Here is a 12,936-nt window from a genome sequence, read left to right on the forward strand (position 1 = left end):
CGGCCGGGCGCCCGGACACAGGTGCCCCCGAGCGGTCCGCTTCACGCCGAGTTGGCGGGTGCCGCGCGGAACTTCTCCCACTGGGCGGTCACCACCTCGCGCGGGACACCGCCGAAGTCCTTGGTGTCGAGGATGTCGGCGCGGAAGGAGAGCGTGGTGGAGCCGGACCGTACGACGGTGAGGTACTCGTACAGCTTCAGGTCCTTGTCCTTGACGTCCTGGATGGTGAAGCGGAACGCGACGGCCTCGTCGCCGATGGCGGGGGCCTCGACCGGCTCGGCCTTCAGGTAGCGGGCCTTCGCGATGGCGCGCTCCTCGGTGAAGCCGCCCGCGCAGGCGGTGCCCGCCTTCCGCAGCGCCGCCAGGACGGCGCGGGCGCCACCCGCGGCGTAGGAGCGGAGCTGGACGGTGACGTCGACGGAGCGGAGCTCTCCCGCGATGCTCAGGTCGCGGTTGACCTCGGCGACCGGGTCGTGGGGCGTGGCGCCCGCGGCGAGGCTGACCAGCGGCTGGCAGACGGCCGGGTCGGCGGTGTAGGCGTCGCTGAGCGGTGCGTCCCCGACGAGGAGGGTGCCGGCGGTGTACGGGCCGGCCTTCTCGCCCTCGCCGAAGGCGGCGGCGGTCAGCCGGGCCTCGGAGAGGGGCTCCGGGTCCTTCGCCCCGCCGCCGGCGGACGGGCCGCCGCCCGCGCTCGTGCCCGCGGACGCCGAGGGTCGCTCCGGCGCCTTGCCGTCACCCCCGGGCTCCGGGTCCGCGCCGCAGGCGGCCGCCAGCGCCAGCGTGGTGAGCGCGACGGCGAGGCGCCCTCCCCGCCGGTGCCGGCCCTGCGCGCTCCGTCCCTGCCCGGACCGTCCCCGCCCGTACCGCGGCATCCGTTCGCCCCCGTCCCGTTGGTGATCGCGGCTCGATTATGGGGCCTCTACGAGGTCCCGGAGCGGAACTCGGCGAAGACCCGGTGGAAGTCGGGGAACGTCTTGCGGACGCAGCCGGGGTCGTCGAAGCCGATGCCGGGGGTGCGCAGGCCCGTCACGGCGAAGGACATCACGATCCGGTGGTCGCCGTGGGTGGCGATGGCGGCGGGGCGCGGGGAGCCGGGGCGGATCTCGATGCTGTCGGGGCCCGTGGTGACGGTGATGCCGAGGCGGCGCAGGTTCGCGGCGCAGACCTCCAGCCGGTCGCACTCCTTGACCCGGGTGTTGGCCACGTCCTCGATACGGACCGGGCCGTCCGCGTACGGGGCGATGGCGGCGAGGGTCGGCATGGTGTCGGAGATGTCGCGCATGTTCACGGTGAGGCCGTGCAGCCGACCGGTGCCGCGCACCGTGGTGGCCCGGTCGGTGACCTCCACGTCGGCGCCCATGCGGCGCAGGACGTCGACGAAGGCGAGGTCGCCCTGGAGGGCGCCGCTGCCGAGGCCGGGGACGGTGACCTCGCGGCCGGTGAGCGCGGCGGCGGCGAAGAAGTAGCTCGCCGTGGAGGCGTCGGGCTCGATGGCGTACGTGGTGGCGCGGTATCCGGTGGGCGGGACGGTGAAGACGTCGCCCTCGCGGGCGGGCTCGGCGCCGAAGGCCCGCATCATCGCGAGCGTGATCCCCACGTACGGCTCCGAGACCAGGTCCGTGACGGTGATCTCCAGGCCCTCGGCGGTGAGCGGGCCGAGCATCAGCAGCGCGGTGAGGTACTGCGAGGACTGCCCCGCGTCCAGCAGGAGGGCTCCGCCCTTGACGCCGCGGGCGGCGATGCGCAGCGGGTGGTGGCCCTCGGCCCCCTCGTGGCGCAGGTCGACGCCCAGGCGGCGCAGGGCTTCGGTGAGCGGTCCGACCGGGCGGCGGCGCATCTGCGCGGAGGCGTCGAAGCGGAAGTCGCCGTGGCCCGCGGCGGCGAGGGCGGGCAGGAAGCGGGCGGTGGTGGCGCCGTCGCGGCAGTGGACGTCGGCGGTGGCGGCCGCGGGACCGGCCGGGCGGCCCCGGACGCGCCACGCGCCGGGGGTCCGCTCGACCTCGTACCCGAGCGTCGTGAGCCCTTCGGCGAACCCTTCGGTGTCGTCCGAGGCGAGCGGCCGCAGGAGGGTGGTGACGCCGTCGGCCGCGGCGGCGAGGAAGAGCGCGCGTGCGGTGACGGACTTGGAGCCGGGGATCTCGATGACGGTCACGGCGCCCATCCTGCCGTTCGGGGCGGCACGGGCGCCGGGCGTCTCAGCTGCTGGTCGGCGCCTCCGGCGGCGGGGCCGGCGGAGCGCCTGCCGTGGCCGTCCGGCGGCCGGTTGCCGGCCGTCGCGGTATCAGCGGCGGCCGGTAGCCGGCGGTCGGCGGTCTCAGCGGATCGGACGGTGGACGTTCTCGCGGGTGGAGGGCCCCGGGGTGGCGTCGGCGATCCACGGGCCGTCGCCGCTGGGGTCGAGGATGCCCTCCTCCAGCCAGGTGTACGTGCCCGACAGCACGCCCTTGACCACCGTGCGGTCGAGGTCGTCGGTGTTGTGCCAGAGCCGGCCGAAGAGCTCCTCGACCCGGATGCGGGACTGGCGGCAGAAGGCGTCCGCGAGCTGGTACGCCTCGCGGCCGTGGTCGCCGGTGGTGCGCAGCAGCTCCGCCCGTACGCAGGCGGCGCTCATGGCGAAGAGCTCGGCCCCGATGTCGACGATCCGGCCGAGGAAGCCCTGCTTGGTCTCCATGCGGCCCTGCCAGCGCGACATGGCGTAGAACGTGGAACGGGCCAGCTTGCGCGCCGCGCGTTCGACGTAACGCAGGTGCGCGGCCAGGTCCGGGTGGCCCGCCGGGTGGAACTCGGCGTACGCGCGCGGGAGCTGCCCGGGGCCGGCGACGAGCTTCGGCAGCCAGCGGGCGTAGAAGGCGCCGGCCTGGACGCCCGCCTTCGCCTTGTCACCGAGCGTCTTGTCGGGGTCGATGATGTCGCCGGCGACGGCCAGGTGCGCGTCGACCGCCTCGCGGGCGATGAGCAGGTGCATGATCTCGGTCGAGCCCTCGAAGATCCGGTTGATGCGCAGGTCGCGCAGCATCTGCTCGGCCGGGACGGGCCGCTCGCCGCGGGCGGCGAGGGAGTCGGCGGTCTCGAAGCCCCGGCCGCCGCGGATCTGGACCAGTTCGTCGGCCATGAGCCAGGCCATCTCGGAGCCGTACAGCTTGGCGAGGGCGGCCTCGATGCGGATGTCGTTGCGGTCCTCGTCGGCCATCTGGCTGGCCAGGTCCACGACGGCTTCGAGCGCGAAGGTGGTGGCGGCGATGAAGGAGATCTTCGAGCCGACCGCTTCGTGGTGGGCGACCGGCTTGCCCCACTGCTCGCGCACGCCCGCCCACTCACGGGCGATCTTCAGGCACCACTTGCCGGCGCCGACGCACATCGCGGGCAGCGACAGGCGCCCGGTGTTGAGGGTGGTCAGGGCGATCTTGAGCCCGGCGCCCTCGGCTCCGATGCGGTTGGCGGCCGGGACGCGGACCTGGTGGAAGCGGGTGACGCCGTTCTCCAGGCCGCGCAGGCCCATGAAGGCGTTGCGGTTCTCCACGGTGATGCCGGGCGACTGGGCCTCGACGACGAAGGCGGTGATGCCGCCCTTGTGGCCCTCCGTCCTCGGTACGCGCGCCATGACCACGAGCAGGTCGGCGACGACGCCGTTGGTGGTCCACAGCTTCACGCCGTCGAGGATGTACTCGTCGCCGTCGGGCACGGCGGTGGTGGCCAGGCGGGCGGGGTCGGAGCCGACGTCCGGCTCGGTCAGGAGGAAGGCGGAGATGTCCGTGCGGGCGAGCCGCGGCAGGAAGGTCTCCTTCTGCTCCGGCGTGCCGAACATCTTCAGCGGCTGCGGTACGCCGATCGACTGGTGTGCGGAGAGCAGGGCGCCGACGGCGGGGCTCACGGAGCCGACGAGGGCCAGGGCCTTGTTGTAGTACACCTGGGTGAGCCCGAGGCCGCCGTACTTGGGGGCGATCTTCATGCCGAGCGCGCCCAGTTCCTTGAGGCCGTCGATCACGGCGTCGGGGATGAGGGCGTCCCGCTCGATCTGCGCGCCGTCGATCTTCGTCTCGCAGAAGTCGCGGAGCTTGGCGAGGAACTCCTCGCCGCGCTGCGCGTCCTCGTCGGGCGGCATCGGGTGCGGGTGGATCAGGTCCAGCCGGAAACGCCCGAGGAACAGCTCCTTGGCGAAGCTGGGCTTGCGCCAGTCCTGTTCACGGGCGGCCTCGGCGACCTGGCGTGCTTCGCGCTCGGAGACCTTGGGCTTGTGGTGGGGGCCGGACATGGTGGGCTCACCTCGCCGCTTCAGTCGGGGGCGGCCGCCCGGTGACGTCCGGCCGACCGCTGCTACTCGACCGTATTACCCGATTACGCCGGGTACGAAAAGGCGGCGGGAGCCCTCGCACAGGGCGTTTGTCGAACCGCCTGCGACCTGCGACATCGCCTGACCTGCAGAGACGATGAGCGCCTCAGCTTGGACTCATCACCCGTCTGCCCGGCGCTCCCCTACCGCGCCTGGCCGGTACCCGTGTCTCTCGGCCGGTCCGGCCCCTGGAAGAGAGCGAGGAGCGGCATATGAGCCCGCGATTGCTTCCGGCTGCAACCTGCAGCCTGATCGTCACCGTTGGTCCTCGGATGGGGAAGCAGTGGCGCCGCTTCGTGATCACACCCCGACGCGCCCGGCGCCCGGATACTTCCGGCACCGGACATTGCCCCGGCCGCACTCGGCCGGAATGAAGACGGCCGGAGCCCCCGCACAGTGGGCTCCGGCCGCCGGTCTGGGCCGTACGAAGGACGGGCTCTACAGGGCCAGGCCCGTGAGGACCAGCACCCTCTCGTACGTGTAGTCGTCCATCGCGTAGCGCACGCCCTCGCGGCCGACGCCGGACTGCTTGACGCCGCCGTACGGCATCTGGTCGGCGCGGTAGGAGGGGACGTCGCCGATGATCACGCCGCCGACCTCCAGGGCGCGGTGGGCGCGGAAGGCGGTCTGGAGGTCACGGGTGAAGACGCCGGTCTGCAGGCCGAACTTGGAGTTGTTGACCTCGGCGAAGGCCGCGGCCTCTCCCTCGGCGCGGTGCAGGGTCAGGACCGGGCCGAAAACCTCCTCGCAGGCGAGGGTGGTGCCGGCGGGCAGGTCCGCGAGGACGGTCGGGGCGTACGTCGCGCCCTCGCGCTTGCCGCCGGTGAGCAGCGTGGCGCCGGCCTTGACGGCCTCGTCCACCCAGGACTCGACGCGCTTGGCGGCGTCCTCGCTGACCAGCGGGCCGACGTCGGTGGTGTCGTCGGACGGGTCACCGGTGCCCTGGGCCTCGACGGCGGCGACGACCTTGGGGACGAGCCGGTCGTAGACGGAGGCGTCGGCGATCACGCGCTGCACGGAGATGCAGGACTGGCCGCCCTGGTAGTTGGAGAAGGTGGCGATACGGGTCGCCGCCCAGTCCAGGTCCTCGTCGGAGGCCCAGTCGGCCAGGACGACGGCCGCGGCGTTGCCGCCCAGCTCCAGGGTGCAGTGCTTGTGCGGCACCGACTCCTGGATGGCGTATCCGACCTTGTCCGAGCCGGTGAAGGAGATCACCGGCAGGCGCTCGTCCTTGACCAGGGCGGGCATGCGGTCGTTGGTGACCGGCAGGATCGACCAGGAGCCGGCCGGCAGGTCCGTCTCGGCGAGCAGCTCGCCGAGGATCAGGCCGGAGAGCGGGGTGGCCGGGGCGGGCTTGAGGATGATGGGCGCGCCGACGGCGATGGCCGGGGCGACCTTGTGGGCGCACAGGTTCAGCGGGAAGTTGAACGGCGCGATGCCGAGGACGACGCCCTTGGGGAAGCGGCGGGTCAGGGCGAGACGGCCCTGGCCGCCGGCGTCGGTGTCGAGGCGCTGGGCCTCGCCGCCGTTGAAGCGGCGGGCCTCCTCGGCGGCGAAGCGGAAGACGGAGACCGCGCGGCCGACCTCGCCGCGGGCCCACTTGATGGGCTTGCCGTTCTCCGCGGAGATCAGCCGGGCGATCTCCTCGGTGCGCTCGGCGAGCCGCTTCGACACGTGGTCGAGGGCGGCGGCGCGGACGTGGGCCGGGGTGGCGGCGAACTCGTCGACGACCGCGTGGGCAGCGGCCACAGCCTCCTCGACCTGCGCCTCCGTGGGCACGCTGACCTCACCGACGAGGCGGCCGTCCCAGGGGGAGGTGACGTCGAAGGTGGTCTCGCCGGTGGCCTGGCGGCCGGCGAGCCAGAAGGCGGTGGCAGTCATTGCGATCCCGGCCCTTTCGAAGCTGTGCGGAGGTGGGTGCTGAGTCTTCCGCTCACACGGTAGGGCCGAGCGGCCGGACGGTGGTTTGTCCGGGGTGGAGTGGTGCGGGCATCAGTTTCGCCGTTCCGTACGTTCCGGGCGGCGTTCCGTGCTGACGATGAGGCAGACCCCGGCCACCACGACCGCGCCGCCGAGGGCGATGGGCCAGGTCACGGCCTCGTCGAGGAGGAGCGCACCGAGGGCGACCGCGACGACGGGGTTGACGTACGCGTAGGTGGCGACGAGCGAGAGCGGCGCGCTCTGCAGGAGCCAGGCGTACGCGGTGAAGGCGATCAGCGAGCCGAACAGGACGAGGTAGGCGAGCGCGGTCCACGAGCGGGCGGAGAAGGCGCCGAGGTCGAGCCCCCGGTGCTCGCCGCGGACCAGTCCGAGGGCGAGGCAGCCGAGGCCGCCGGCGATCATCTCGTACGCGCTGGCGGTGAAGGGGTTCTTCGGCAGGGGGATGCGGGAGGACGAGAACGAGCCGGCCGACCACATGACGGTGGCGGCGATCACGGTGAGGACGCCGCCGATGCGTACATCGCCGCTGAGGCCCGGCAGGGTCAGCACGGCGAGGCCGGCGAGGCCGAGGAGCACTCCGGTGTACGCGCCGAGGCCGGGGCGCTCGCCGAACGCGGTGCGCAGGAGGACCACCCAGGCGGGCACGACCGCGATGAGCAGGGCGGTGAGGCCGGAGGGGACGGACGTCTCGGCGAGGACGACCAGGCCGTTGCCGCCGAGAAGCAGCAGCAGGCCGACGACGGCGGCGGAGGCGAGCTGCGGCCGGGTGACCTTCAGCACGGCGGGGCCGTGCCGCCAGGCGAGCAGCCCGGCGAGGACCGCCCCGGCGACGACGAAGCGCGCGCCGGCGGAGAGGAAGGGCGGCATGGTCTCGACGACGACCCGGATGCCGAGGTAGGTGGAGCCCCACACGACGTACACGATGACGAGCGCGAGCCAGACGGCGCCGCTGATGCGGCGGCGGGGCGCGGGCACGGGTGCGGGGAGCGGCCCCCCGGGGAGCGGCTCCTTGGAGAGGGAAGCCGGGGAGGGCGTGGGGAGTGCCGGGTCGGCGGCGGGGGTTGTCATGCACCGGAGATTATGGAGCCCGGAGCTGAAACGCCAAGGATTTTGCCCGGAATCGGGCAGGATCAACGGTTGAGCGCGGTGCACCACGGTGATCGCGGCGCGCGGACACCTGGCTGGAACCGCCGGGCGCCGCGCCGGAGTCCTGAGGGCGTACGCAGCGCGGCCGTGCGATCACCGGCCGCCCCCGATCACCGGAGAGCCCTTCATGACCGCCTCCTACAGTGAGCAGCTCCTCGCCCTCGCCCGGCCGCACCTCGCCTGGGTGTGCGAGCAGCTCGACCTCTTCGACTCGCTGGTGCCGGCCGGCGTGGTGTCCTTCGACCGGAGCGAGCCGTCCGTCACCCGCTCGGGCATCACCCTGCGCGCCCACGTCATCGGCACCTACGCCCTGGACGGCACCTGGATGTGGGCGTGGGCCAACGAGTCCTACCGGGACGACGTCATCGCCGTGCGCGCCCGGGAGCTGCGCGAGCTGGGCGAGCGCGCCGGCGTCCCCGAGCTGACCGAGCCCATGCCGGACCTCAACCACTTCCCTGACCCGCGGCTGGCCGCCGACCACCTCCTCCTGATGTGCATGGGGCTGCTCGACGCCCGGGGCGGGGTGATCTGCGCCGTGAACGAACGCGGCCGGCTGTTCATGGTCGTCGACGACCCCGCCGTACCGCGGGCCGAGCCGCGCCCCGCCCGGCTCACCACGGCCCTGCGCGACGGCGCCGCGCTGCTCCCCGGCCCGGCGCTGGAGCCGGTGCGCGGCTGGTTCGCCCGGCACGGGGCCGACCCGGTGTACGGGCCGGGCCGGGTGGAGGGCGTCCTGGGCGGGGGCGACCGTGTCGTGGTGTTCCTGGACGGCGAGGTGGTCACCGGGGTCGAGGTCACCGGCCCGGACGGGGGAACGCCCGGCTGCGGCACGGCGGGCGAGCAGGAGCTGGAGGGGGCGCGGCTCTCCCCGGACGCGCCGCACCGGACGTTCCCGCGGCCGCTGCTGGCCGTGGCGGGCCGGGAGATGGCCTTCTCGGTCCTGCGGACGCGGGCGATGGTGCAGTACGCGGACGACCATCTGGGCTTCTCCGGCCGCCCGCCGGTGTGGGACGAGCGGGCAGGGGAGCTGAGGTTCCCCGGCGGCGGCCTGAAGGCACGCCGCCTCGGGTACTGCGGCGCCGAGGAGGGCTGGTTCCGGTGGGCTCCGGGGACGGAGGACATCCGGGACCGGTTCCGGGAGGCGGCCGGGCTCGGCCCCGGCGCCGGGGACCTGCCCGAGCTGTCCGGCGAGCGGCTCGACCTGACCGCGTACGGGCCGCGCGAGGCGGTCGCGGTGACACTGGCCCGCACCGCCGCGACCGTGGCGGGCCACACCTTCACCTCGCTCGGGAACCACTTCTTCGCCGTCACCGACGAACGCCTCGCCGGCGAATGCCTCACCGGCACCGGAGCGGGCGGCCTCGACGGCGCCGCGACGGACATCCGCAACGGCGCGAGCTGGCTCCACGGCCTGGTGGAGCAGGAGACCCGCGACGAGACCATGCGGTCGCTGGCCCGGTCGTACTTCGAGCGGACCGGGTTGCAGGTGTGGCACTACGGGCAGCCGGACTTCCTCAGCGGCGTGCGGGGCCTGTACGAGGTGCGCGTGTACTTCGCCCCCGACGGCACCATCACGGAGGTCACCCCGGGCATGGTGATGGGCGCCACCGGGTGACGCCTACCGCGGCGGCGCCCCGCCCGTGGCCTTGAGCGCCAGCCACAGCTCCATCCGGGCGTCGGGGTCGTCCAGGGAGCGGCCCAGGATCTCCTCGACGCGGCGCATGCGGTAGCGCAGGGTGTGGCGGTGGACGCCCAGGTCGGCCGCCGCCGCGTCCCACTGGCCGTGGCGGGAGAGCCAGGCGCGCAGGGAGGCGACGAGGTCGCCGCGGCCGGTGGCGTCGTGCTCGTACAGGGCGCGCAGCATGCCGTCCGCGAAGGCGCGTACGGCGTCGTCGGCGAGGAGCGGCAGGACCGAGCCGGCCGCCAGCTCCTCGTGCTCGACGAGGGCGCGGCCGCGGCGGCGGGCCACGGAGAGCGCCTGCTCGGCCTGCTTGTAGGCGGAGGCGGCCGCGATGGGGCCGGTCGGCGCGGACAGGCCGACCACGATGCCCGCCTCCTCGGCCTCCTTCGCGGCGTACGCGTCGCACGCCGCGACCACCGCTCCCCCGTCGCCGGCCAGCACCACGAGCCGGTCGTCGCCCTCCGGCACGGCGAGCAGGGCCTCGCCGGTGCGGGCGGCCGCCGTCTCCAGGGCGTCGGCGAGGGCCGCCAGGGGCGGCTCCGCGCCCGGGTCGCGCTCGCCGGCCGGTTCGGCGATCAGCAGCCTGAAGGGGGCGTCGAGGAGTCCGCCGTACAGGTCCCCGGCGGCCGCCCGCGCGTGGTCCGGCTGACCGGACAGCATCATCCGCAGCACCGCCGCGCCGAGCCGCTGCTCGGCGGCCTGCAGGGAGCGCGAGCGTTCGGTGGTGAGGGTGAGCAGGGCGATGGCCGAGTGGACGGCGTAGCGTTCCGCCGTTCCCAGCGGCGCCCCGGTGCCGACGGCGAGCGCGCCGCGCACGCGGCGCCCGGAGCCGAGCGACTGGAGCTCCACCCGGTCGTCGGTGCCGCCGACGACCGCGCTGGCCGGGGCGGAGCGCTCGCGCAGCCGCTCCACGTCCGCGGTCAGCCGCGCCGCCCGCCGCGCCGCCCACTCGGGGGCCGCCGCCACCACCGCGCCGGAGGCGTCGTACAGCGCCGCCCAGCCGTCGACGTGCGCGGCCAGGCGGGCCACCACGGCCGCCGGGCCGTCGGTGAGCGCCGCCCGCGTCATCTCGCGCTGCGCCTCGAAGCCGGCTGTCACCGCCCGGTACTGGTCCGCCGCGATGGCCGCCGAGACCGCCTTGGAGATGGCCAGGAACGGTGTGCGCCGCGGCACCTCCAGCAGCGGCAGGCCCTCGTCGCGGGCCGCGTCCAGCAGCGCCTGCGGGGTGGCGTCGTAGTTGACGCCCACCGCGAAGCCGAGCCCGACGACCCCGGCGCCGGCCAGCCGCTTCACGTAGCGGCGCATGGCCTCGGGGTTGTCGGCGTCCAGGGTCATGGCGGTGGTCAGCAGCAGCTCACCGCCCTCCATGTAGGGGACGGGGTCGGCGAGCTCGCTGACGTGGGCCCAGCGGACGGGCGTCCCGAGGTGTTCCTCCCCGGCGCGGACGGTGAGTTTCAGCGCCGAGTGCTGGACGAGCGAGGCGAGCGTGGGCGGCATGGCTGGACCGTCGGACTTTCGGGAGGGGATTTCGCCGTCCCGTATGAACGGCTCCCCCAATTCTGCCAGGTTGTCACGTCAGGTCCGCAGGTCGACCAGGAGCGGGGGGGTGTGCTCCCCCCGGACGCCCGTCAGGGACAGCACGGCGTGCCCCGGCGGCACGGCGTGCGCCAGATCGGAGGCGGACCAGCGCTGCCGCTCGACCTCGCGGACCGTCACCGCTTCCGCGGTGGCCGCCTTGCCGGTCACCAGGCGGCGCATGAAGTGCATCGCCTTGGTCAGCGGCTCGTCCGAGATGATCTGCCGGTTGGTCACGTCCCGCATCTGCACCCACTCGGTGCCCCAGGTCTCCGCGAACCGCCCGCCGTCCCACGGCGCCAGCCCGGCGAACGCCATCCGGCACCCCACCGCGCCGAGCAGCGGCCCCCGCAGCGCCTCCGGTACGTCCTCCAGGGTGCGCAGCGCCAGCACGACCCCCGCGTTCGCCGAGCGCAGCCGCTGGACCGCCCGCACGGAGTCGGCGGTGACGGTGTACGTGGCGTCGTCCAGCACCAGGCAGGCGAACAGCGACCGGTCGGTGCGCGCGGGGGCCGCCTCGGTGAACTGGGCGAGGAGCAGCCGGGTCACGATCCGGGACGCCTCGGCGTGCCCGCGCTCGGGCAGGTCGACGCGGACGCGCAGCGGGTGCTCGATCGCCCGCATCGAGAATCGCCGGCCCCCGCCGTCCGGGCGGAAGAACCGCGCGAACGCCGGCCGGTCCAGGAACGCGATCCGCTCGGCGAGCAGCATGCCGACGTCGTCGCCCCGCTCCGCCTGGCGGGCCCGGGCGTCCAGCTCGCGCAGCTGGGCCGGGTCGCCCGCGACGGCCGAGCGGAGCGCGGAGAGCGCCTGCGGAGCCCCGCCGAGCAGCTCGCGCAGCTCCGGCACGGCCGGGTAGTGGCCGTGCGCGGCTCGGTACGGGCCGATGAGCTGGGCGAGCGCGGTGGCGGCGCGGCGGCTGTCCGGCACCAGGTCGCCGACGAGTGCCTCGGCGAGCATGCGGGCGGCCTCGTCGGGGTCGTCGGCGCCACCGTACAGGTCGAGGTCGTGCGTGGAGTCGGGGCGGCCGACGCGTACGACGAGGTCGAAGGCCTCGTCCGGGGCGAGCGCGGTGCCGTGCGCGGTGACCGCGACGACGGCCGCGCGGTTGGCGAGCGCCTGGAGGCACAGCGACTCGGTGACCGGACGGACCAGGCGGACCGTCTTGCCCGACCCGGCGGGCCCCACCGCCAGCAGGGACGTGCCGAGCACGTCCGGCTCCAGGGCGACCCCGGTGGTGCGGCGGGCGTACGGGTTGCGGGGGTGGTCGGCCGCGGTCCCGATCCGCACCTGGGCGGTGGCGAGGTCGTGCACCGCGGTGCGCACCGGCAGGTCGCGGACGCCGGAGGGGTGGGCGCAGGCGGCGGGGCCCTGCGCGCGGACGGCGTCGGTGAACGCGGCGAGCCGCTCGGGGTGCGTCCGCACGCCCTGCCAGGCGCGGCGGATGCGGGCGTAGTCCACGTCGCCGAGCGCGCCGGACCGGGTGGCCTCGGCGAGCCGCCCGGCGGCTTCGGTGAGCCCGGCCTCGCGCAGCTCGGGCCAGTCGGCGGGGTCGGCGTCCGGCGGCGGGGGCGGCGGCGGGACGTCCTTCTTCTTCGCGTAGCGGCGCCAGATCTCGGGGACGTGGCCGAGCCGGGCGAAGAAGACCAGCAGGCCGCCGCCGACGAGGGCGTAGTAGACGTAGCTGGCGGTGGCCCAGGTGTCGGGCTCGCTGCGCCACTCGTCCGGGGTGAGGACGAGCAGGGGCCACAGCCAGTAGTGGCCGAGGTAGCCGTTCCAGAGCAGGGACCACAGGAGCCAGCCGCTGAGCAGCGCGATGAGTGCCCCGGCGAAGAGCCGGCGGGCCGGCACGGCCTCCGGCTCCTCCTTCGGCCGCGGCCGGTGCCCGAACCGCCACACTCCGGGCTCGGCGGCCGGCCGCGGTGTCCGCAGCCACGCGACGGTGCCGCCGCCGGCGGTCCCGGCCCCGGGCGCGTGCGCGGGCCGCGGCGGCACGGCCGGCGGCCGCGCGGGTGGCGGCACGGCGGCGTGGGTGCCACGTGCGTCGTACGTACCGTCGGTGTCCATGAACCCCTGCCCCCTGACCAGCCGGGTCGCGCGCGTGTGTGCACCCGTCAATCTAGTGCGGTCGCGGGCCGGTTGCCCCGGTGGACCGCCCCCGGCCCCGCCCTTTCCCGGATCCGGGGGGCGCGTCCCCGCCCCGCAGCCGCGCCCCGGCTCCTCCCGCGGGGCGCCCCACGGGGACGGGAACCGGTCCGGCAGC

The 12,936-nt window shown here is 74.9% G+C and carries 8 protein-coding genes; 1 reads left to right on the forward strand and 7 read right to left on the reverse strand.

Features of this window, described 5'->3' with window-relative positions; translation table 11 throughout:
- Positions 1 to 41: 41 nt before the first annotated feature.
- From ACIA79_RS07320 to ACIA79_RS07340, 5 genes are all read right to left on the reverse strand, one after another.
- Positions 42 to 872, reverse strand: a complete 831-nt coding sequence (locus ACIA79_RS07320) for a hypothetical protein (RefSeq protein ID WP_399427185.1) — start codon at positions 870 to 872, stop codon at positions 42 to 44.
- Between the two features lie 47 nt (positions 873 to 919).
- A complete protein-coding gene (gene aroA / locus ACIA79_RS07325; RefSeq protein WP_399427186.1) occupies positions 920 to 2,152 on the reverse strand; it encodes a 3-phosphoshikimate 1-carboxyvinyltransferase in 1,233 nt (410 codons plus the stop codon).
- Positions 2,153 to 2,314: 162 nt separating this feature from the next.
- Positions 2,315 to 4,252, reverse strand: a complete 1,938-nt coding sequence (locus ACIA79_RS07330; protein WP_399427187.1) for an acyl-CoA dehydrogenase family protein — start codon at positions 4,250 to 4,252, stop codon at positions 2,315 to 2,317.
- A 516-nt stretch (positions 4,253 to 4,768) separates the two neighbouring features.
- The gene (locus tag ACIA79_RS07335) at positions 4,769 to 6,211 is read right to left on the reverse strand and encodes an aldehyde dehydrogenase family protein (RefSeq protein WP_399427188.1); all 1,443 of its coding nucleotides are present in this window, start codon (positions 6,209 to 6,211) and stop codon (positions 4,769 to 4,771) included.
- A 111-nt stretch (positions 6,212 to 6,322) separates the two neighbouring features.
- Positions 6,323 to 7,339 (reverse strand): EamA family transporter, encoded by a 1,017-nt coding sequence (locus tag ACIA79_RS07340; RefSeq protein WP_399427189.1) that lies wholly within the window; start codon positions 7,337 to 7,339, stop codon positions 6,323 to 6,325.
- Positions 7,340 to 7,544: 205 nt separating this feature from the next.
- Here ACIA79_RS07340 and ACIA79_RS07345 point away from each other — a divergent pair, with 205 nt between their 5' ends.
- Positions 7,545 to 9,032 (forward strand): DUF6882 domain-containing protein, encoded by a 1,488-nt coding sequence (locus tag ACIA79_RS07345; RefSeq protein ID WP_399427190.1) that lies wholly within the window; start codon positions 7,545 to 7,547, stop codon positions 9,030 to 9,032.
- 3 nt (positions 9,033 to 9,035) lie between these two features.
- On the opposite strand, the gene ACIA79_RS07350 is transcribed toward ACIA79_RS07345, so the two are convergent.
- Complete coding sequence (locus ACIA79_RS07350; protein ID WP_399427191.1) at positions 9,036 to 10,595, reverse strand: PucR family transcriptional regulator; 1,560 nt, start codon at positions 10,593 to 10,595, stop codon at positions 9,036 to 9,038.
- Positions 10,596 to 10,673: 78 nt separating this feature from the next.
- Positions 10,674 to 12,740 carry an ATP-binding protein gene (locus tag ACIA79_RS07355; RefSeq protein WP_399427192.1) on the reverse strand — a complete coding sequence of 689 codons (2,067 nt, stop codon included), beginning with the start codon at positions 12,738 to 12,740 and terminating at the stop codon, positions 10,674 to 10,676.
- Positions 12,741 to 12,936: the final 196 nt, after the last annotated feature.

It is taken from the genome of Streptomyces sp. NPDC051310 (genome assembly GCF_044455245.1).
In the GTDB taxonomy this organism is placed as follows: Bacteria; Actinomycetota; Actinomycetes; order Streptomycetales; family Streptomycetaceae; genus Streptomyces.